Annotated in this window: 21 protein-coding genes and 1 pseudogene; 18 read left to right on the top strand and 4 right to left on the bottom strand. The window is 35.5% G+C overall.

The window, feature by feature from the left end:
* Positions 1-47 precede the first annotated feature (47 nt).
* The 7 genes and pseudogenes from AC5SR4_RS00850 (at position 48) to AC5SR4_RS00820 (ending at position 5,897) form a co-directional block, all read left to right on the top strand.
* Positions 48-962, top strand: coding sequence for a tyrosine-type recombinase/integrase (locus AC5SR4_RS00850; RefSeq protein ID WP_495357655.1), 915 nt, complete (start codon positions 48-50; stop codon positions 960-962).
* Entirely contained in the window at positions 955-1,848 is an 894-nt protein-coding gene (locus tag AC5SR4_RS00845; protein WP_495357654.1) for a tyrosine-type recombinase/integrase, read from the top strand. The genes AC5SR4_RS00850 and AC5SR4_RS00845 overlap by 8 nt, the downstream gene beginning before the upstream one ends.
* A gap of 177 nt (positions 1,849-2,025) precedes the next feature.
* Positions 2,026-2,199, top strand: a pseudogene (locus AC5SR4_RS00840) (RHS repeat-associated core domain-containing protein); the annotation flags it as partial.
* Between the two features lie 45 nt (positions 2,200-2,244).
* Positions 2,245-3,111 (top strand): hypothetical protein, encoded by an 867-nt coding sequence (locus AC5SR4_RS00835; protein WP_495359208.1) that lies wholly within the window; start codon positions 2,245-2,247, stop codon positions 3,109-3,111.
* 9 nt (positions 3,112-3,120) lie between these two features.
* On the top strand, positions 3,121-4,035 hold the full coding sequence (locus AC5SR4_RS00830) for a pentapeptide repeat-containing protein (RefSeq protein ID WP_495357653.1): 915 nt from the start codon (positions 3,121-3,123) through the stop codon (positions 4,033-4,035).
* Between the two features lie 273 nt (positions 4,036-4,308).
* A complete protein-coding gene (locus tag AC5SR4_RS00825; RefSeq protein ID WP_495357652.1) occupies positions 4,309-4,965 on the top strand; it encodes a hypothetical protein in 657 nt (218 codons plus the stop codon).
* A gap of 164 nt (positions 4,966-5,129) precedes the next feature.
* Complete coding sequence (locus AC5SR4_RS00820; protein WP_495357651.1) at positions 5,130-5,897, top strand: toxin-antitoxin system YwqK family antitoxin; 768 nt, start codon at positions 5,130-5,132, stop codon at positions 5,895-5,897.
* Between the two features lie 82 nt (positions 5,898-5,979).
* Here the strand turns inward: AC5SR4_RS00820 and AC5SR4_RS00815 are convergent, their stop codons facing one another.
* Positions 5,980-6,999: a LacI family DNA-binding transcriptional regulator gene (locus AC5SR4_RS00815; RefSeq protein ID WP_495357650.1), complete on the bottom strand. Its 1,020-nt coding sequence runs from the start codon at positions 6,997-6,999 to the stop codon at positions 5,980-5,982.
* 107 nt (positions 7,000-7,106) lie between these two features.
* Between AC5SR4_RS00815 and AC5SR4_RS00810 the strand changes: the two genes are divergently transcribed.
* The 4 genes from AC5SR4_RS00810 to fucP are packed head-to-tail and all read left to right on the top strand — an operon-like array spanning position 7,107 to position 11,148.
* The gene (locus tag AC5SR4_RS00810) at positions 7,107-8,117 is read left to right on the top strand and encodes a zinc-binding alcohol dehydrogenase family protein (protein ID WP_495357649.1); all 1,011 of its coding nucleotides are present in this window, start codon (positions 7,107-7,109) and stop codon (positions 8,115-8,117) included.
* An 18-nt stretch (positions 8,118-8,135) separates the two neighbouring features.
* Positions 8,136-8,975 carry an amidohydrolase family protein gene (locus AC5SR4_RS00805; protein ID WP_495357648.1) on the top strand — a complete coding sequence of 280 codons (840 nt, stop codon included), beginning with the start codon at positions 8,136-8,138 and terminating at the stop codon, positions 8,973-8,975.
* Between the two features lie 6 nt (positions 8,976-8,981).
* The gene (locus AC5SR4_RS00800; RefSeq protein WP_495357647.1) at positions 8,982-9,779 is read left to right on the top strand and encodes an SDR family oxidoreductase; all 798 of its coding nucleotides are present in this window, start codon (positions 8,982-8,984) and stop codon (positions 9,777-9,779) included.
* 49 nt (positions 9,780-9,828) lie between these two features.
* A complete protein-coding gene (gene fucP, locus AC5SR4_RS00795; protein WP_495357646.1) occupies positions 9,829-11,148 on the top strand; it encodes an L-fucose:H+ symporter permease in 1,320 nt (439 codons plus the stop codon).
* A gap of 65 nt (positions 11,149-11,213) precedes the next feature.
* Here the strand turns inward: fucP and AC5SR4_RS00790 are convergent, their stop codons facing one another.
* From AC5SR4_RS00790 to AC5SR4_RS00780, 3 genes are all read right to left on the bottom strand, one after another.
* Positions 11,214-12,137, bottom strand: a complete 924-nt coding sequence (locus AC5SR4_RS00790) for a TolB-like translocation protein (RefSeq protein ID WP_495357645.1) — start codon at positions 12,135-12,137, stop codon at positions 11,214-11,216.
* Between the two features lie 113 nt (positions 12,138-12,250).
* Entirely contained in the window at positions 12,251-12,595 is a 345-nt protein-coding gene (locus AC5SR4_RS00785; protein WP_495357644.1) for a hypothetical protein, read from the bottom strand.
* Positions 12,596-12,635: 40 nt separating this feature from the next.
* Positions 12,636-13,199 (bottom strand): RNA polymerase sigma factor, encoded by a 564-nt coding sequence (locus AC5SR4_RS00780; protein ID WP_495357643.1) that lies wholly within the window; start codon positions 13,197-13,199, stop codon positions 12,636-12,638.
* A 109-nt stretch (positions 13,200-13,308) separates the two neighbouring features.
* Between AC5SR4_RS00780 and AC5SR4_RS00775 the strand changes: the two genes are divergently transcribed.
* The 7 genes from AC5SR4_RS00775 (at position 13,309) to AC5SR4_RS00745 (ending at position 22,449) form a co-directional block, all read left to right on the top strand.
* The gene (locus tag AC5SR4_RS00775) at positions 13,309-14,520 is read left to right on the top strand and encodes a FecR family protein (protein WP_495357642.1); all 1,212 of its coding nucleotides are present in this window, start codon (positions 13,309-13,311) and stop codon (positions 14,518-14,520) included.
* Between the two features lie 865 nt (positions 14,521-15,385).
* Positions 15,386-18,607: a SusC/RagA family TonB-linked outer membrane protein gene (locus tag AC5SR4_RS00770; protein WP_495357641.1), complete on the top strand. Its 3,222-nt coding sequence runs from the start codon at positions 15,386-15,388 to the stop codon at positions 18,605-18,607.
* Positions 18,608-18,619: 12 nt separating this feature from the next.
* On the top strand, positions 18,620-20,038 hold the full coding sequence (locus tag AC5SR4_RS00765) for a RagB/SusD family nutrient uptake outer membrane protein (protein ID WP_495357640.1): 1,419 nt from the start codon (positions 18,620-18,622) through the stop codon (positions 20,036-20,038).
* Complete coding sequence (locus tag AC5SR4_RS00760; RefSeq protein WP_495357639.1) at positions 20,038-21,393, top strand: TlpA family protein disulfide reductase; 1,356 nt, start codon at positions 20,038-20,040, stop codon at positions 21,391-21,393. Before AC5SR4_RS00765 ends, AC5SR4_RS00760 begins: the two co-directional genes overlap by 1 nt.
* A 305-nt stretch (positions 21,394-21,698) precedes the next feature.
* Positions 21,699-21,866: a hypothetical protein gene (locus tag AC5SR4_RS00755; protein WP_495357638.1), complete on the top strand. Its 168-nt coding sequence runs from the start codon at positions 21,699-21,701 to the stop codon at positions 21,864-21,866.
* Between the two features lie 12 nt (positions 21,867-21,878).
* Positions 21,879-22,220 carry a hypothetical protein gene (locus tag AC5SR4_RS00750; RefSeq protein WP_495357637.1) on the top strand — a complete coding sequence of 114 codons (342 nt, stop codon included), beginning with the start codon at positions 21,879-21,881 and terminating at the stop codon, positions 22,218-22,220.
* On the top strand, positions 22,207-22,449 hold the full coding sequence (locus tag AC5SR4_RS00745) for a hypothetical protein (protein WP_495357636.1): 243 nt from the start codon (positions 22,207-22,209) through the stop codon (positions 22,447-22,449). The genes AC5SR4_RS00750 and AC5SR4_RS00745 overlap by 14 nt, the downstream gene beginning before the upstream one ends.
* Positions 22,450-22,494: the final 45 nt, after the last annotated feature.

Below are 22,494 nucleotides of genomic sequence, written 5' to 3'. Positions count from 1 at the left end.
CATCAATTGAAAATAAAAGTAAAAAATAATTAAATTTTGATTATCAAATGAAAAAACTAAACCTAAAAAACGAAACATTTAAAAACGCATTGGAACAATTTAGAATAAGATTACAGACCCAAGGCGCATCCAAAGACCAACAATATATAAAGCCCAACATGGCAAAAGAATTTCTATACTACATGGAACAAAACGGCAAGACCAAGCTAAACCAAATAGACCAAAAACTAATAAATAAATATTTTCAATACCTAAAGACAAGACCATTAGAAACCAAAGCGGGCGGTATGTCCGACGGCTATCTGGAAAAACACCGAGAAGCCGTACTTAGGTTTATTGAATTCGCATTGGGGTTAACTGGAGTAGCCGTGGGCAAAGGACAGAGCGGTATCCGCATCCGATTAGTCAAAAATAAAACCACATCAAAGACCATTTTATTAGAAGAAGAAATAAAAGAACTATTTGGTGCATGCGATGATACCATGCTGGGAATCAGAGATAAAGCCATTCTAAGTCTATTATATGGCTGTGGATTAAGGCGCAAAGAAGTTATCTTATTAGATACAAACGACATAGACCTAAACAAAGGCAGAATCCATGTCGACAAAACCAAGACCAAATATTCCAGAGACATACCCATGACAAAAAGTGTACAGCAACATGTTGAAGATTATTTATTCAACGTCAGGAACCATATGCTGGATTCCAATAGCACATTAACCAATTTTTTAATATCAGAACGAGGAACCCCAATGAGCAATAGCAACTTAGCTAAAATCATGGACAGATTAAATGAGAAGGTCAATCTCCCCAAAAAAATAACATGCCATCTATTGAGGCACTCCATAGCCACCCATTTGCACCGCTTTTTACCGTTAACAGACGTAGCCCAATTTCTGGGACACAGAAATTTGGACAGCACCATGATATACACCCACCTAAAACACGAATACTATGGATAGAAATAAGCTAATAAAGCAATTTGAACACTATATAAGCGACCATTTGGGAATCCAGCACCGAACATGCACCGCTTACAAAAACTGTCTTAACAAGTACCTAGATTGGCTAGAAGATAACACCATAGAACCAAAGAAAGTAACCCTTCAGGAAAGCTATGATTTTATAGCCCACAGGCAACAACGTGGTGATGCACATTCCACCGTAAAAGGCTATAAGGGCATCATAACCCATTTTAATCATAGTATCGGTATGAAATCCAATCCCATGCTCATGGTCCGCCTTGCCAAGAGTGACAGAACCACACCCATACAATTATTAGATGAAGAATTTCTAGATACCATCTATCGAGAAACCTCAGCCAATACCCTAGTGCAAAAGCGTGACAGATGTATGTTGGGCATGATAATGTTTTTAGGCTTACAGAGAAAAGAACTCGAACAATTGCAACTCCACCATTTGGACTTAGAAGAAGGGCGCATATACGTACCCGCAACCACTATATCCAACGAAAGGTATATTGACCTCAACCCCAAACAGATGTTGCACCTATCAAACTATATCTATGATATAAGACCAGCACTATTAAAACAATTCAGAAGAAACACCGACAATCTGTTCTTTAGTTCAGGAGAAGCCACCCACCTCAACGGAGCTTTATGCAGAATGATAACCAGACTAACAAAAGAGTTTCATTATATAAGAGATTTTAAACAGTTGAAACAATCTAGGGTAGCCATTTGGGTAAAGGAATTAGGACTGAGAGAAGCACAGTATTTAGGCGGTTATAAGTATGTAACCAGTGTGCAGCGGTATGATTTTAAAAGTATTGATGACCTTCATAAAAAGCTGGAATTTCATCACCCAATGGAAACCATGTTTAGTTAATTCAAGTTAATTTTTTATAGAATAATTTAAGGTAAACACCATTAAAAATTAATGAAAAACCATCTAGGAAACTAGGTGGTTTTTTGTATTTTAGACCTCGGTTAATTTGTATTTAACCTTACGTTCTTTTAAATAAAACAATCCTTAAAATAGTATATAAGGTGTTATCCATTCGGGATGTTGCTGCCTAATAGGCACGGTAGTAGCGACAGCTATCGTTACGGTTTCCAAGGACAGGAAAAGGATGATGAGGTTAAGGGTGAAGGCAATAGCTTGAATTATACCTTTAGGATGCATGACCCTCGTGTGGGTAGATTTTTTAGCCCTGACCCTTTAGAATTTAGGTATCCGTTTCTATCAGCTTATCAATTTGGAGCAAACACTCCAATAATGTCAATGGAACTCGAAGGTTTAGAAGCTGCAAATGACCCTAATTCCAGTCAACAGCCATTAGACGGTCCTCAAAAAGAGTTTGTGTTTGTGCCTGAAGGCGGAATGCTACTTGAAGAAGTTGTAATTACTGCGATTAAAAGAGTCAAATCTAATAATGATACTCGAGAAATTGACAGAGACAGTTGGACTTCAGAGATTTTGGATGGTGATATAAGTATGACCTTTGAACAATGGAAAGTTCTCCATGGAAAACCGGGGGAAACTTATGCTGAGGCTAAAATAAGGCATAAAAATGAATGGGGTTCTTATTGGGAGAAAAAATTTGCTCAATGGGATAAAGAGGCAAGAGAGGAAAGGTTAAGGCAAAAATTATGGATTTTTACTGTCTATTTTTACATGGCGGAAGATGTTATGATGACTTACGCTCCTGCTGGTGCTTTTACTAATACAACTGCTAAAGTTGGTACAAAGTTTTTTAATTTTAACGGAATTCTAGCATCAGAGGAGCAAAGCATAACCCAAATATTGCAAAAATATACTGATGATGCCGCTCGTCGAATTGATGAGTTAGGGAATAATGCTTTTACAAACGCTCAATTTGAGGCGATACAAAGACATCCATATTTGAGGCCAATGTATAGAGGTAATAGAATTGATAACTTGGTAAGAGAAATGATAAGAGATGATGCTAGAGTAAACTTTCTTGAGGGAAGTATAAATAATGGACCAGACTTTTTCAATAGAGCAACTCGTCAGTGGTGGGATATGACTACTCCAGGAGCTTGGGCTAGACATGAAGCTAAATATACTTTAGAATATGGAGAAGGTCAATTGTTATCAACAGCGCAAAAAATGATGTCAGGTAATTAATAAAAATTTATGAATGTAAAAAATAGGTGGATACCATTAAGTGGCGATATTTTTGATAAACTAAAAAGAGGATATGATTTTAAGGATATAGCGATACCTTTCTCGAATATTGATGGGTTGGTTGACTATAGAGGAATTGACTTAAGTAAAATAAAATTTAAAGGAAGTCATTTCATTAATATAGATTTTTCATTAGCTAATCTTAGTTCAACATACTTTGATAGTTGTGTTTTTAACAACTGTATATTTAAAAAATCCAATCTTAAAAGCTTTACAGAAGGGAATAATATATTTAACAATGTGATATTTGAAGATTGTAACTTCACTGATAGTGCCTTGGGTTATGATGGTTCTCAATATCATAACGTTTACTTCGATAAAGTAAATTTTAATAAAGCAATTTTTATAAGACCTGAATTTAATAAAGTTTCATTTATTAATTGCAAGCTAAAAAAGCTTGATTTCAAGGCAAGTTCTTTTGTTGCATGTAATTTTGTTGGTGAATTAGTTGAATGTTGGTTTAGAGGGGATTTTGCGCATCCTGATGATATCGAAAGATATGGGATTCCAAAAAAAAATGAAATGCTAAATGTTTCTTTTCGAGAAGCTCAATTAAAAAAAATGAACTTTTCGAATGATTGTGATTTATCCACAGTTATAATTCCAAAAGGTAATGACTACCGAAAGTACAACTTATGGAATGAAAGACTAGAATTTTTAAAAAAAGAAATCGAAAATTGGGAAAATCGAGAAAGTAGGGAAGCTACAATTTTCTATAATGTATATAAAAGGTTTTCTGAAAATCAAAAATGGATTATACTGAATATTAAAGATGTTAGTCCAGAAAGAGAAGTCGCAGATAGAATTATAAGTGTTCTGGATGAATTTGATGTTTCGGCAATGTATCAAATCAGGACATGGTAAAAGTATTGATTATAAAACGATGAAAAACAATAGTTAGTGTAAATATTGACTACTATTTTTACACGTTCATTTATACATCTGTTATGATAAAAATTGCTAATAACCCTTAAAATAAGGGTTTATTAAAGCAACGTCTATTAAATTAGGACATGGAAAAAATTAAATGTTTCAAAAACAGAAGTAATTTGAAGCATATTTACATGTTTATTTTTGGTATGAAATGTATAAAAGAATGAATCCATATAATGTATAACATCAATTAAAACAAACCCCATGACTTTAAAAATTCACTCCGTTTTATGCCTCTTTTTAATTGCTTCACTTAATAGCTTTTCTCAAGAAGCAACCGTTAAAAAAAGTAAGATTGAATTATTTAATGGTAATATTATAGAAGGTAAATTATCCAGTTTTGCAATAGCTGGCTCATCAGGTGATGATAAAATAAAAATATGTAAAGGGAAAAATAATAAAGATTGCCAAAAATTCCCAATCACAGAAATAAAAAAAATAACACTGGCTCCAAGTGAATCATTAATAAAACAATATAAAAAGTTGATTAGTAAAAATCCCGATTTGGTATATGATGAAGGTATAATAACCAGATATTATAAAGTTTTGTATAGTCCCGAAAAAGCAATTCCTAGAATGTGTGAGTATGTGTTTATTGGAGACAATTTTGAGTTTTATAGTTACGATACAACCACCGCAAGTAACAAATTTAATCACACGCAGATATTTGTAACCAAAGCAGGAAGTACAACAATAGAGTATAATTTTGCCAATACCAACAACAAGAACAACTTAAAAAGATTAGCAAAATATTTTAAAGATTGTAGTGAGTTTATGCAAGTAGCTGAGCAAAAAAAAATATATAAAAAACATGGGATGAAATATTTTTATGAACTTGCAGATAAATGCGAAGGTTTATAATTCCTTATAAGCCTTAACTTCTCTTTTTAAAAACACATAAACACGACTGCTAATTTATTAGCAATTAACAGCATTAGGGATTTACCATCATTTTATAAGGCAACCCCTTAATGCTTTAAGGATTATTAGATATACTTTTAAGCTTTAAAGCTATTAGTTATTCTATGCAAAAACGTATCATTCTTCCGGTAATATTTTTTGGTTGCATTGCATTTTCATCAGACATTCAAAAAAAAATAATTCGAAGTCATAATTTCGATATAGAATGTTATGTTACATCGGTAAAACCAATTGGGTTTTATGAAAACAAAACATATTATTGGTATAGATCTGGAGAAGTTCATAGTACTCTTTCAAACGCAGGAGGAGAGGTTTTACACAAAGATTACTTGAAATATTATAAGTCAAACCAATTGGCGGAAAAAGGAGAGTTTAATTATGGTTTAAAAATTGGCGATTGGAAAACCTGGTATAGAAATGGAAAACTAAAGGCTATTGAAACTTGGTTTGATGGCTACAGACAAGGAAGCTACACAGCTTTTGATTCTTTAGGAAATATTATAATAGAAGGTAAATATAGAAATAATTTAAAGCAAGGGTATTGGATTGACCATGTGAAAAAAGATACCACCTATCACAGAAACCATGAAACGTTTGATGAAAGGCCTAAAAACCTTATTGAACGTCTTTTAAGAAAAAGAGATTCAATTGAAAAAGTTCAAATTAAAATAGAGAGAAAGGCAAAGCAGAAAGCAGATTCTTTAAAGCGTATAAAAATAAGGCAGAATAGAAAAATCAAAAAAAAGAACGATTCCATAAAAGCTGCTATAAAAAAGAAACAAAGATTATTAAAAAAGCAAACGGACTCGATTGAGAAGGCAGCGGATAGGAAGCCAGACAAAGGCTTTTTTGGTAGGTTATTAGGGAAATAATTATAAAGAGTATTTTTAATAATTAATTTTTACCTTGGGTTAGATGAATATTCAAAATTGATGATTGGGATGCCTTATAAGCTTAAATTCTTTTTGATGATTCACGAATTATTAATTTAGGGTCTAACCTCAAATCGATGAACTTATGAATATTTCCTTTTATATCATAAATTCTATTTAAAAATGCTTCCGAGGCCAGTTTACCAATTTGATCACAATGTTGTTCTACAGTAGAAATTCCAGGTTTTACCAATGAAGAAAAAGGTTCATTACTAAAACCCACAACACAAATGTCTTCTGGAACGTTTACATTATTTTCTAGTAATACTTGCAGGGCACCTAGTGCTGCAAAATCACTTGCTGTAAAAATTGCATCGGGCGGACAATCATATTCTAATAGTTGCGACATTATTTTACGGCCATCTTCAATTTGAAGATGGCTCTCAAATATTAATTCCTCATAAACCGGAAGGCCTTGACTTACTAAAGCACTTTTAAATCCTTCAATTCTAGTTTTATATATACTAGTATGTCTAAATCCTCCAATATGCGCAATCCGCTTACACCCTTGGGATTTTAAATGCTCAACCACTAAAAAACTACTTTTAAAATCATCAATTCCAACATAGTCAACATGCAATCCATCATCACCCCTATCAAACATAACTAGAGGAATTCCTTTATCCTTGATTTTTTTGAAATAATTCAAAGGTTTCTTTTCGTTAACCATAGAAGCAATAATACCATCAACCTGAGTAAAAAGTAGAGAATCTATATTCCTGCATTCCCTTTCATAGGATTCATTAGACTGCGTTATAATTACATTATAGCCCGCTTTGCTAAGCCTTTCAATTATATGCTCAACAACAGTAGAAAAAAAATGACTGCTTGCTCTGGGTATAATAACCCCAACTAAATTACTTTTACCTTTTCTTAAAGCAGTAGCTAATTTGTTTGGTTGATAGTTTAGTTCCTGGGCTACTCTTTTTACATCTTCCTTGGTTTTTTTGCTTATTCCTGGATGATCATTTAATGCTTTTGACACACCTGAAGGCGTAATACCCAAAATGTTAGCAATATCTTTAATGGTTGCTTTTTTCAAAATTATGATGTGCTTATTCAATCGATTGAATAAAATTAATTAATTTAGCTTATTGAACACAATAAAACTTTGTTCTTTTTAATTCAATCGATTGAACCAACTAGTAAATGAAATATATAGTTTGCGAAAAACCAGGTGAGTTTCAACTAAAGGAAAAAGAAGCTCCAAAAAGAAATCCAGGTGAAGCTTTGTTAAAAATAAAAAAGGTGGGCATTTGCGGTACCGATTTACATGCTTACGGTGGTAATCAGGCATTTTTTACCTATCCAAGAATTTTAGGTCATGAATTGGCTTCAGAGGTTCTGGAAATTGATGATAATGAGAAAGGCATTAAAGCAGGAGACAATGTTGTAGTAATGCCTTATGTAAGTTGTGGCAAGTGTATTGCATGCCGAAACGGAAAAACAAATTGCTGTACAAACATTAGGGTTTTGGGTGTTCATGCCGATGGTGGTATGCAACAGCAAATCGCTGTGCCAGACACTATTTTATTACCTGCTAACAACCTTTCAGATAACGAAATGGCCATTGTTGAACCCTTGGCAATTGGTGCCCATGCCATTAGGCGGGCCAATATCCAAAAAGGGGAAATTATTGCAGTGGTTGGCTGTGGCCCTATAGGTATTGGTATTATGAAATTGGCCCAAATTGCGGGTGCAAAAGTAATTGCTATAGATATGAATGAACAGCGATTGGCCTATGCCAAAGAAAAGATAAGTGTAGACTATATTGTTAAGGCGGGGGATAATGCCGTAGAAGAGATTTCCAAAATAACTAATGGCGATTTATGTACCGCCGTTTTTGATGCTTCTGGAAGTAAATTTGCTTTAGAGGCTTGCCCAAGCTATATGGCCCATGGTGGACGATTTATTTTAGTGGGCTTGTCCAAAGGCGATTTAGTGTATAACCACCCAGCAATCCATGCCAAAGAGATGACTTTAATGTGTAGCAGAAATGCCACAACCGAAGATTTTGAGCATGTTATTAGCGTGCTTAACCAATTTCCAACAGATTCGTTTATCACGCATTCTGTGGATTTTACAGAAATGATTCAAAACTTTGATAGTTGGTTAAAACCAGAAACAGGGGTTATTAAAGCAACAGTAAGTTTTAATTAAAATTTTAGAGATTAAGAAATGATCATAGACGCACATCAGCATTTTTGGAAATACGAACCTGTAAAGCACGATTGGATTGATGATGATATGGCGGTTATCCGAAAGGATTTTATGCCTTCAGATTTAAAGGAAGTCTATTCTAATAACGGGGTAGATGGTTGTGTGGCCGTGCAAGCGGACCAAACGTTGGCAGAAACGGATTTTCTATTGGATTTGGCTTCAAAATACGATTTTATAAAAGGCGTTGTTGGGTGGGCAGATTTGCGAGATGATACGGTTGAAACGGTTTTAGAAAAGTATGGGACTTTTGAAAAATTAAAAGGATTTCGTCATGTGGTTCAAGGGGAGCCCGACCCTAACTTTTTGTTACGGCCAAACTTTTTAAAAGGCATTAAAGCTCTGGAAAAACACCAGTTTACTTATGATATTTTGGTGTTTCCCCATCAATTGGGGGCGGTTCTGGAATTTGTAAAACGTTTTCCAAACCAAAAGTTTGTAATAGACCACATTGCAAAACCATACATAAAAGACGGCTTTTTTGATGGATGGGCCACCTTAATGAAAGAAATTGCAAAATGCGAGCACGTTTATTGTAAAGTTTCGGGAATGATTACCGAGGCCGATTATGGGTCTTGGACCGAAGCACAATTACAACCCTACCTAGACTTGGTTTTTAATGCTTTTGGAACCAAACGCATCATGTACGGTTCCGATTGGCCAGTATGTTTGGTAGCCGGAACCTATGCCCAAGTAAAAGCCATTGTAACGGCATTTATAAGCAAGCTTTCAGAAAGCGAAAAAGAGGCGGTTATGGGTAAAAATGCCATTAAATTTTACAACTTACAACTAACTAAATAATTATAAATGGATTTAGGATTAAAAGATAAAGTCATTGTAGTTACAGGGGCTGCGGGAATTAAGGGCAGCATTGGCGAAACCATTGTTCAGCATTTAGCTAACGAAGGGGCCATTCCCGTAATTGTATGCAGAAACGACCGTGGATACGGTTATGAAAAGGAACTTCAGGATAGAGGTATCGATTCTATTTTTATAAAAACCGACCTTTCTGATTACAAGCAAATAGAACAAGCTGCCAAGATAATTGAAGAAAAATATGGTAGGGTAGATGCTTTAATTAACAATGTGGGCGTAAATGATGGTGCTGGATTGGATAGTCCTATGGAAGATTTTATGTATTCCATAAAATTGAACATGGTGAGTTACTTTGCTATGGTAAAGTACTGCTTGCCCATGTTAAAAAAAGTTAAGGGCAATATATTGAACATTGGTTCTAAAGTAGCCATTACAGGCCAGGGTGGTACTTCGGGGTATGCCGCTTCAAAAGGTGGCGTTTACGGGTTAACGCGCGAGTGGGCCGTAGATTTAATTAAGCATGGTATACGCTGTAATGCCATTGTTATAGCAGAAAGTTGGACACCGGCTTACAACAACTGGATAAAAACTTTAGAAAACGGTGAAGAAAAGCTAAAAGCCATAGTAAAGAAAATCCCTTTGGAAAATAGAATGACCACACCAGCCGAAATTGCAGACCAATGTTTGTTCACCATTTCAAAAAAAGCATCGCATACCACAGGACAGTTCATTGCGGTTGATGGGGGCTATATACATTTAGACCGCTCACTTTTAACGAACAGTGAATAAAAATTAAAAAGCCAACTTCAAAAAAACAACACCAACTAAACTAAACCTTATGACCAAAAATAAAATACCAGTAGTAGCCAAATCTGTAATAGTTCCTTTTATTTTAATAACCTCCCTTTTTGCGCTTTGGGGCTTTGCCAACGATATAACAAACCCAATGGTTTCAGCGTTCAAAAAGGTTTTAGAACTTGATAACTTTCAGGCCTCTCTGGTGCAGCTTGCTTTTTATGGTGGCTATTTTACCATGGCATTGCCAGCAGCTATTTTTGTAAATAGGTATTCGTATAAAAAAGGGGTTTTAATGGGGCTGGTACTGTATGCTATTGGTGCCATTTTATTTTATCCTGCCGCCGCTTTTGAAGCGTTTGGGTTTTTCTTGGCAGCCCTTTATATTTTAACGTTTGGTTTGGCGTTTTTAGAAACCACGGCTAACCCATACATCCTATCTATGGGAGATGAAAGTACCGCCACGCAGCGTCTTAATCTAGCGCAGGCGTTCAATCCAATAGGCGCTTTAGGAGGGCTTATTGTGGCCCAGAAATTTATTTTGGGTTCGTTGCAGTCTGATGATTTAAATCCTGATGGGTCCTCGGTTTATGAAACCCTTAGCGAAACAGCCAAAGCCGTTGTTAGAACGTCTGACTTACAGGTTATTCGAAATCCCTATGTAATATTAGGCCTGGTAGTAATTGGCTTTTTTGTGCTGATCGCTTTTATGAAAATGCCTAAAAACAAAGAACAGGAAACACAGGTGCATATTGGAAATTCCATTAAGCGTTTGTTCAAGTCACCAAAGTTTGTTTGGGGCGTTATTGCTCAAGCGTTTTATGTTGGCGCACAAATTATGTGCTGGACCTATTTGTACCAATATGCCGAATCTATCGGTATCGATAATCAATCGGCTGTAACCTATGGCATTAGTGCCTTGGTAATTTTTTTAACGGGCAGATGGATTGGCACAGCCCTGTTAAAATATGTAAATAGCGGTCAACTTTTATTTTATTTTTCAATTGGTGCATTGCTTTGTACGGCTACCACCATGTTTGTTACGGGAATAGTTGGACTTTATGCTTTGGTGGGCATTTCATTTTTTATGTCTATCATGTTCCCAACCATTTACGGTATTGCACTTGAAGGCCAAGGGGAAGATGCTAAATTTGGAGCAGCATTTTTGGTTATGGCCATAGTAGGGGGTGCGCTTATGCCAACATTTCAAGGAATGATTTTGGATTTGGGAGGTATTGGCTATACCGATATTACTATTTTGGGGGTTCCCGAGGTTAACTTTTCATTTATTCTACCAGCACTCTGTTTTGTGGTAATTGGTTATTATGGGGTGGGAGTGTATAAAAATAAGTTTGCAAAATAAAAACCAAAGGATACTGCTTCATTCTTCATTAATGCAAATAACTTTAATGGAAGTTACCAAAAATACTAAAGCCCAACCACAACCTTATAAAGCTTGCTCAACCCATTTTCACCCGTATTTAAATACGTTGCCAATTCGGTGGCATTTTTAAAAGCTTTGGGCTTTAGGTTGTCCCTACGACTGGTAAAGTAAAGGGTTTGGGTGGCTTCATCGTAAAACGGACAGTACTCCATAAAGGGGGTATTAATAACATTGCCTAAGTTTTTTGCAGTTTGCCACTGGCCATTGGCATCTTTTTTAGAGAGGTATAAATCGCCACTACCATAGCCATCTTCAGCACGGTACTTGGTATATATTAAAAAGGTTTCGTTTTCCGATACAAAAGCATTAAACTCATACCCATCGCTGTTTATAGCCGTACTTAATAGTTTGGGTGGTGCATAAGCATTTCCTTGCCATGTGGCCATGTAAATATCGTCCTTGCCCAAACCATTAGGGGCATCCATTGTAAAATATAGGTTATTGTTCTTGCTTAAACTGGGGTAAAACTCATCCAGTTCAGAATTTACAGGTGGTCCTAAGTTTATGGGAGCAGACCACGGCGCTGTTTTCAAATGGCGTTCAACATACCAAATATCAAAGTCCTTTTTAGTTGTTAAAGTACTATCAAGAGGTCGGTTAGATGCAAAATACAAACGCTTGCCATCCTGCGATAAAAAAGGTTCCATATACATAAACCCATCATTAAAAGGCAGCAGCACAGGGTGGCTCCATGTGTTCTTAACCTTTGTTACACAGGCAATTTGCGAAATGTTTCCGTTAACACTTTGTATGGTAAAATAGGCTTCATTACCAGTTTTAGATACGCACAGGTCGCGCAGATTTAAAAAGTCACTCAAATCGGCATCAAAAGCCATAACCTTTATAGGCTCTTGTGCCAACAGTAAGGCAGGCAAAAAAATAACAAAAGCTAAAAGACGTATAACCATAATAAAGATTTTAAAGTAAAAAATCTGTAGCAGGTTAAAGATAGTATTTTTTGAAGATAACTAGGGTTGGCAGTACCCACTGGTTTTAAATTAGTAGAAATGGTGTTTTTTACTCAGTTTGTTTTTATAAATTCACTTGAAAGTTCAGAATTAGGGAGTTTTAGTAATAAAGTATCTTTTTCCCGATTCAATTTATATTCTAGACTAAAATCGGTTACTAATTTAGGGTCACTACTTGCAGGTTGCGTGTAATAAATTTTTGTTCCATCACTTTTCCAAGAAAATTTTGTTGTCTTTTCCCAAGCATGGTACATCATAGAATCCTTAAAAAAATGCAATGCTACAGTATTTGCACTTTTTGTAGAAATCCAATGTCCTAGTAAGTCTTTGTCATTGTCCTTATCTGTACAACTTTGTAATAAGAGAATTGCCAAAGATATTTGGATTATGGTTTTCATTCAAATTAATTATTTATTTACAACCAAGTACTACTCATTTTCAAGCCCCTACCGAAGGCGTATTGCCCAACATACAATCCCGTAAAAAGCTAAACGCTCTAGAAATATGCCCCTCAACCGTTTTTTTAGATATGCTAAACTTTTCGGCAACCTGGGCATAGTTCAATTTAGCAATTTTATTTGTAATAAACACCTTTTTACAACGTTTGGGCAGTTCCTCAATACAGGCATCCAGTTTTTTAAGTTGCTGGGTTTTATAATCATCATCCATATCGGTGTAACGGTTTACAGCCGTTTTAAGATATTCCATTAGGGCCTCACTACGGTGTTGTTGCTTTCTGCGTGAACTTATAAAATTATTGTAAACCGATTTGTATAAATAGCTTTTAAAAGAAGTTGTTACCACTATGTTTTGGCGGTTGTTCCATAACTTAATAAAAGTTTCCTGTACAATATCTTCAATAATATTTTTATCTTTAGTATAACTGTACAAGTAGCCACACAACTTATCATAATAGGTTGTGTACAAGTGCTCAAACACCTTTTGGTCCCCCCGTTTTAGGGCCTTGAGTGTATTATTAATATCGTCTTGATCTTGGCTCATTTTAAGGAACGTAAAAACAATTTACTTTACAAAAATGAAAAAAATAAAAACAAAATAGGGGGTTTTTACAATTATTTGCGTCATAGGTACAAATAAGCGTCAAAAAAAAATGAAGCAGCACACCATAGATCGTTTAATAATAAAGCTTTTAAACAATACCCTGTCTGAAAGCGAAGCCACGCAGCTAACCGCATGGCTTCAGGAAGATACCCGCAACCAAACCTACTTTAACCAATTTGTAGAAATACATTGCTTAGTACAATCTAAAACAACCTTTAGCCACCAGTTACCATTACAAAAGGCCAAGCAGCATATAGCAGGCAAAACCAAAAAACGTTTTGTACCCTATTACAAATACGCCGCCGCCGCTATTTTTATTGGGCTGTTAGCAGTTGGCTATTGGTTTACCCAACACCCAACACCCAATACCCAACACCCAATAATAGTCAACAACCAAATACAGCCCGGCACCAACAAAGCCACCCTAACCCTAGAAGACGGTTCGCTGGTCGTGTTAGAAAAAGACAGTGTGTACCAAACCGCCAACGCCACCAGCAATGGCAAAGCCATAACCTACACAATCAACCACAACAGTGAGCAACCCAACACCCAACACCCAACACCCAACACCAATACATTAACGATTCCAAGAGGCGGCCAATACCAATTGGCTTTAGCCGATGGCACCAAAGTATGGCTTAACTCCGAATCGCAAATAACCTACCCCGTAGCCTTTACAAAAGGTCAGCCCCGCGAAGTCACCCTTGTTTACGGCGAAGCCTATTTCGATGTTTCCCCTGCTACCGAACACAACGGTGCGCATTTCAAAGTTTTAACGCCGTCATTGCGAGGAACGAAGCAATCTCCCAACACCCAAATAGTCGAAGTCCTAGGCACCGAATTCAACATCAAAGCCTACAAAGACGAAACCAACATATACACAACGTTAGTAGAAGGATATGTGGCTGTCACTGCCAACACCCAACACCATACACCCAACACCCAACACCTAACACCCAACACCCAGTCTACCCTCAACAAAACCACCAACACCCTTAGCATTACACCAACCGATGTATACCGTGAAATTGCCTGGAAAGACGGCATATTCAGTTTTAGGAACAAACCGCTAAAAGACATCATGAAAGTCCTATCCCGTTGGTACGATATGGATATTCAGTTTACAGACAAAGCTTTAGAGACCGTCACCTTTAATGGCGTACTAAATAAAAATCAAGACATTATAGAAATACTAGATATTATAAAAACCCTAAACCAGGTAAATTATGAAATACATGGCAAGCAAGTTATACTTAGGTGAGTTGAAAGTGAAAAGTTAAAAGTGAAAAGTGAAAAGTGAAAAGTGAAAAGTGAAAAGTGAAAAACTAAAAGTGAAAAACTAAAAGTGAAAAGTGAAAAATACCGCGTAGCGGTTTAAGCATTGTAGCAAAAATGTTATAACGCTATATAAATTCCCCGTAGGGGATAAACAAAAACAACTAAAAGTGAAAACAAGTTATGAGTTCAGAGTTCAGAGTTCGGAGTGTCTAATAATCGAAAAATCTAGTAATCGAGAAATCTAAGACTAAAAGTGAAGAGTGAAAAATACCGCGTAGCGGTTCAAGCATTGTAGCAAAAAAATTAAGATAGAACACCAATTCCTCGTAGAGGATAAACAAAAACAACTAAAAATGAAAAACTATTTTATATAAATAAGTAAACAATTTAAATTAAAAAGTAATAATAAGTATATTTATGGAAGCCAGAAGCTAGAGGCTAGAGGCTAGAAGCTAGAAGCCAGAAGCCAGAAGCCAGAAGCTAGAAGCTAGAAGCCAGAAGCTAGAAGCCAGAAGCTAGAGGCCAGAGGCGAGAAGCCAAAAGCTAAAAGTGAAAAACTAACCACTAAAACCACAAATTATGAAACAACAACATCCAACATAACAATTATGAATTATGAATTCAGGATTCAGAATATAGTGAGTTTAGAGTGAGCAAGCCTTTGCGCCTTTGCGAGACAAAAACCTCTAAACCAAAAAAAGAGAGCGAAGCCAAACATTTGCGGTGTACCAGCTTCAACCCTCTACTTAGTATTAATTAAAAAAGTTTAACCAATACAAAACAAATTTATGGAAATTAACTGTATAACAACACCTTTTTATATTAAAAAGGGTGTCTTAAAACTCCTTATGAGAACCTTTATATTCTTATTTTGTACCGCCGTGTTTAGCTTGTCTTCAGGCGACATCCTCTCGCAAAATACCAAGGTAGTTATAGATACCGACCGTACCCTTACGGCCGATGAGGTCTTTAATCTCATAGAGCAACAAACCGACTACAACTTTATGTACCAGGCCGATTTGTTTAAAAACGCCCAACCACTACACCTAAAAAAGGGCACAGTAAGTGCCGCTAAGCTGTTAAGGGACATTGTTACCCAAGGTCATTTTAATGTAATACTTACCGAAAACGATGCCATTATTATTAAAGACGGCCGTACCATACAGCAAATACAGGTAACCGGTACGGTTACCGATGCCCAGGGCCTAGGCATTCCCGGCGCCACCGTACTTATTAAAGGCACTACCAAGGGGACTGCTACTGACCTAGATGGGAATTATAGCATTACCGTACCCAACCCCGAAAATGTATTGGTGTTCTCGGCATTGGGGTTTGGTACGCAAGAGGTAACTGTAGGAAGCCAACGTACCATTAATGTATCACTTAAAGAGGATATCAGTGAATTGGATGAAGTGACTATTAATGCGGGGTATTATAAGACGTCTAGACGGACTGCTACAGGGAGCATTTCAAAAGTTTCATCAGAAACTATTGAAAAGCAACCCGTAAGCAACCCTTTGCAAGCTTTACAAGGAAGAATGCCAGGTGTTAATATAAATCAATGGGATGGACTTCCTGGTGGTAATATTAAAGTAGAAATACGTGGTCAGAATAGTTTGAGGTCAAATGGAAATGATCCGCTATATATAGTTGATGGTATTCCTTTTACTTCCACAAGTTTAAAATCTGTCTATACAGAATCCCCTTTTCTTAATAGAACTAGTCCCTTGAACTCTATAAACCCCAGTGATATTGAAAGCGTAGAAATACTAAAAAGTGCTGATGCAACAGCTATATACGGATCTCGCGGAGCAAATGGAGTCATATTAATTACAACAAAAAAAGGATCAGTAGGTAAAACAAAAGTGGAAGTTAATACCTATACAGGTTTAGGTGAAGTATCAAAAAAGATAGATTTGCTAAATACCGAACAATATCTTGAAATGCAATTAGAAGGAATTACAAATAGTGGCTATGAGTCATTTTTAATTCCTGAATATGCATCGTTTTTTCCTGACATCATGATATGGGATCCTAATCGATATACAGATTGGCAAGAAGTACTTATTGGTGGTACTGCTCAAATAACAAATACACAAGTAGCAGTTTCTGGAGGAAATGAAAGTACACAGTTCTCAATTAGTACTGGCTATTATAAAGAGAGTACTGTTTTTCCAGGGGATGGCAATTATCAAAAGAAATCAGGCCATTTTAACTTTTCACATGTTGCAAACAATAAAAAATTTAGAGTCAATTTTTCTACCAGTTATGTTTCAGACAATCATAATTTGGCTGCTATTGACTTTACTTCTCAAGCAATATTGCTTCCACCAAATGCACCTGCAATTTATAATGAAGATGGTTCTCTAAATTGGGAAAGTTCAACATGGCAAAATCCTTTTGGACAATTACTAAGAACATATAAAACCAACACTGACAATTTAATTTCTAATTTGGTTTTAAGCTATGATATAACAAATAGCTTAACTTTTAAGACTAGTATGGGTTATACTAATTTGCATTTAAAAGAAAAATCTCTTGTCCCTATTAGTTCTTTAGATCCTTTTTATAACCCTACTGGTTATTCCCGATTTGGAGATAACATGGTTAAAACTTGGATTTTAGAACCTCAAATAGAATATCAAAATAAAATAGGTAATGGGATTTTAAAAATTTTAGTTGGATCAACCATTCAAGATAGTCAACAGGAATCAAGCTCTCTCTTTGCTTCAGGTTATACAAGTGATGCTTTATTAGAAAACTTAAAAGCAGCACCTAATATTGTTGTAAATGATACAGGTTTTAATGAATATAGGTATAACGCAATATTTGGAAGAATTAATTATAATCTTAGTGAAAAATACATCTTAAATATTACAGGTCGAAGAGATGGTTCTAGTCGTTTTGGGCCAGACAAGCAATTCGCAAATTTTGGAGCAATTGGAGCAGCATGGCTTTTTTCAAAAGAAAATTTTATTAAAAATGCTATCCCTTACTTAAGTTATGGAAAATTAAGAGGAAGTTATGGTATAACGGGAAATGATCAAATTCCAGATTATGGATATTTAGAAACTTATTCAGCAACCTCTCAGGTTTATAATAACTCTTCAGCATTGATTCCAACACGTTTAGCCAACCCTGATTATTCTTGGGAAACCAATAAAAAATTTGAGATAGGTATAGACTTAGGGTTTAATAGTGATAAAATAAGTATATCTACTAGTTATTACAAAAACAAATCATCAAATCAACTAGTTGGATATTCCCTTTCTAAAGTAACAGGCTTTTCTTCTATACAATATAATCTTCCGGCAACACTTCAAAACTCAGGATTTGAAATTGAATTAAAAAGCACCAATATTAATAATAAAAAATTTTCTTGGGATACAAATTTTAATATTACAATACCCAAAAGTAAGTTAGTTTCATATCCCAACATAGAAGGATCATCATATTCAAATAGATATCAAGTAGGTTCCTCTTTAGACTTAGTAAAAACATATCATTATACAGGTGTAGACCCTGATACTGGATTTTACTCATTTGAAGATGTAGATGATAGTGGATCATATGGCACACCTGACCTACAATTCTTGAAAAAGGTAGGAGAAAAATTCTTTGGAGGAATATTGAATACTTTTCAGTACAAAGGGCTACAACTAGATGTTTTTTTTCAATTTGTAAAGCAAACGGCGCGTGATTACAGGTCTTCTTTTTCCCCACCAGGCTCTTTTGGGAATCAACCAACTTTAGTTTTAAACCGTTGGCAAAGCCCTGGTGATAATTCAGACATTCAAGCATTTTCATATGACGGTGGAACATACTCAGCAATGTTAAACAGTGATAAAGTAATAACTGATGCCTCATATATTAGACTTAAGAATTTGTCTTTTTCTTATAGCATTCCTAATAAATTGACATCTAAATTAAAAATATCAAATAGTAAGATTTATGTTGAATCACAAAATTTATTTACTATAACTAATTTTTTAGGAGATCCTGAGACCCGAAACTTGAGAGTATTGCCTCCTCTGAGAGTTATTGCATTGGGCTTACAAGTAACATTTTAACATTTAAATATTATGAAAGAAACAAACTATACAATAAAGTCAATTTATCAGACGCATTTATTATTTATAATGATAATATTTATCACATTTTTCTCATGTGAAAATCTAGTTGAAATAGACCCCCCTAAAGATCAAATTATTTCAGAAACAGTTTATAACGATGATGCAACAGCTTCTTCAGCAATTAAAGGCATCTATGTTGAAATGATTAATAGCAATACTTCCTTTTCTTCGGGCGGTAATGGAAGCGTTGCTTATTTTACAGGATTGTCTTCGGACGAACTATTTAGCCACACAAGTTCATCTGATAGAAATCAATTTTTCTTGAATTCAATAATTCCAACTAACCCCTATATAAGCAGTGCACTGTGGGACAAAATGTATGAAATAATATATTATTCAAATGCTGTTATTGAAGGTTTAGAAAATTCTTTTTCAGTATCTGAAAATCTAAAAAATCAATTAATTGGAGAAGCTAAATTCATTCGAGCATTCTGCCACTTCTATCTATTGAATTTATTTGGGGAAATTCCTTTGGTTGTTTCAACCGATTATCGAATTAACAATGTAGCACCTAGGTCAATAGAATCAAAAGTATATCAACAAATAATAGAAGATTTAAAGGATGCTAAAACCAAACTGTCAGAGGATTATTCGTTTTCTAATGATGAAAAAACAAGACCTAATAAAAGTACGGCTTCAGCATTGCTATCCAGAGTTTATTTATATACTGGTGATTGGCAAAACGCAGAAATAGAATCAACTTCTATTATTGAAAATGTGGTGTTGTATAAATTAAATAATGATCTTGAAAATGTTTTTCTTAAAAATAGCTCTGAAGCAATTTGGCAGTTATTGCCTGTGATTCCAGAATATAATACTTATGAGGCAAGGCTTTTTCATACAACCTCATCTAATAGCAGAGGTTTAGTTTCTTTAACTTCGAAACTTGCTAATAGTTTTGATAGTAATGATAAACGAAGAATTGTATGGGTTGATAGTTTAAGGATTAATGGGAGTGACTATTTTTATGCTCATAAATATAAAGTTCAAAATAGCGGAGCTCCACTTACCGAGTATTCCATGGTATTTAGACTGGCCGAACAATATTTGATTAGGGCTGAGGCAAGAGCTCAGCAAAACAACATTTCTGGCGCCAAATCTGATATTAATGTAATTAGAAATAGAGCTGGTTTATTAGATACTGAAGCTAATAATAGCACATCTCTTTTAGAAGCAATTAGGCAGGAAAGATATGTAGAGTTATTTACCGAATGGGGGCACCGTTGGTTGGATTTAAAACGGACTGGTGAGGCCGACTCTGTACTTAGTTCTTTAAAAAGTGACTGGCAATCTACAGATGTATTATATCCTATACCCGAATCAGAAATACTGAATAACCCTAATTTAACTCAAAACTTAGGATATTAATGAAAAGTATAATTAGTTTATTTTTAATTCCAGTTTCATTCTTTTTGGGAGCTCAAAACAATGAAAACAAGAGTTATCCAGTAATAGGAAAGGAAATTCCAGAATTTTGCTTTCAAGATGTCCAATATTATGTTGATACTAATATTTGTTTATCTGAACTTAAAGGTAAGCCTATGATTATTGATTTTTTTTCATTAGGATGTATTTCTTGCTTTACTAGTTTTCCAAAAATAGGAGAATTAAAAAAAGAATTTGGAGATCGGTTACAGATATTATTAGTGGGTACAACTAATAATAAATATCATGACGAAACGAAAGCTTCATATGAAAAATATAAAGAAAAATACAACCTGCCATTTCCAGTTGCTTATGATTCAATTATATCCAAACAATTTAAGATAAAAGGTGTTCCTTATGTGATTTGGATTGATAAAGAAGGTTTTGTGGAAGCTGTGACAGGATCTTCTGAAGTTAACAAAGACAATATTCAATTGTTTTTAGATAATCAATCTTTTGAATTTACAAACCTCAGTTATGACAGTGAAAATGTAAAAGAAAATAATTTTGACTATAACAAACCTTTTCTTGTCAATGGGAATGGAGGTAGAGATACAGACTTTGATCAAAGATCTTTGTTCAGAAAAAAAAGAGACAATAAAGGTCATATGTTTCTTTTTCAATGGGATATCAAAGGATATGAAATCACAAAAACACAATTTCAAGTTTTAAATATTCCTTTTTCTATGCTATATAGGTTTGCCTTTTTTGGAAATGGAAGTTGGGGTTACGGTAATGACTCCCTATATGCAAATTATTACTATCATCCAATAATAGAAATTAAAGACAATACTGGTAAAATAAATAAAGTTAGAGAATCTCAATATGATTATAGTTTAATTCTTCCTGAATCTCGAATTACTAAAGATAATATTATGGGTATAATGCAACGAGATTTACAGAATTACTTCGGATACATAGCCTATACAGAAATCCGAAAAATGCCATGCTATAAATTAGTTAAAATCAAAAATAGAAAAAATAGTATAAAAACTAAAGGAGGCACTAAATCAATGAATAATGGGTTTGATGGAATAAATTATACCAATGTATCAATAGATGTTTTATTATCTAATCTTGACTATAAATTATCTAAATACACTAAAAATTATCCGCTAATAGACGAAACAAGAATAGAAGGAAATATTGATATTTATTTCGAAGCTGTTATGACTGATTTTAATGAAGTAAAAAAAGGGTTGCAAAAAAACGGCCTAGACCTGATAAAAGGAGAAAAAGAAATGAAAGTCCTAGTCATAAGAGACCCCAAACCAAAAACCAAAACCCTAGAGCAATAAAACCAAAACCCCACTGCAACCCCCTAAGGATGCATTACAAATTTTGACATTTGTTTTTATTGCGCATCCTTATGGTCGCAGTGGGTTTTAAAACAACAACATACCTCCCTTAAAAAGTGCCCAAATCCCGTCTAGGGCACTTAAACAAACTAAAATCTTACACTAATAACACTTAAGTACGAAATAATTTTATAAAAAGTTTTATATTCCTTTGGTATTTATGAATTGTTTTATATATTTACATATATAAATACACAATTACAACAGGCCACGGTAAAAAGACCTACAACTAAAACTAAATACACATGATTACCAAATCTATCAAAAGCCCGCTAACGGGCTCTAGGTACCACTTACACCGGCACATGGCTGCCACCATCCACAGCCCGATAACATATAAACACCCAGGGGCGAACAGGCCCATTGGGCACATCCCAAAAGCAGGCACAGCAAAAAAAACAGACCTAAACTAAAACCATATATTTATGAACAAATCATTACCCATATCCCTGTGGGCCAGGATGTCGCGCCCCATCTGGAAATTTCTGGGCTGGGCCCTGAGCCTGCTCATGCTGCTCATCAACCTGGTCCAGTTACAGAACACCCGTAGCCTACAGCACAAGCTACAGGCGGCCGAGCAGCGCATACACAATGCCCAGGAACAGTTGGTACAGGCCCAGGAGTACCTAAACGAGGTACAGCAAAAACTCTACCTGTACGAGGCCCGCGACCGGGCCACCAATACCGAGCTGGACACCCTGCTGCTGCAGTGGAAAGACAAATTGTTGAACCTAAAAGATTCCCTTAACCATTATGAAAAGCCCTAAAGGCCCAAGGGCACTGGAGGTCATCACCAAAGTGCCCGCCATAGACGTAGCAGAGCAGATACTCGAGCCCGTAAAAAGGTCACGCGGCAGCATTACCCTGTTGGAATGGCACCTTAGGGACCATGCCATCCACATGACCCTGGACGCCACCGCCACAAGGCTGTGGGCCCTGGCCCATGCACTGGCCGATATGCCCGAGGTGCGGGAGGTGGCGTGGAGCCTGTTGTGAAATGGAGTAAAGAGAGGTTGACAGTCGCAGTCACAGTACTTGAAA

It is taken from the genome of Aestuariibaculum scopimerae (assembly GCF_059428085.1).
The sequence above is the reverse complement of the archived record's forward strand: the minus strand, read 5'-3'. Positions and strand labels throughout refer to the sequence as shown.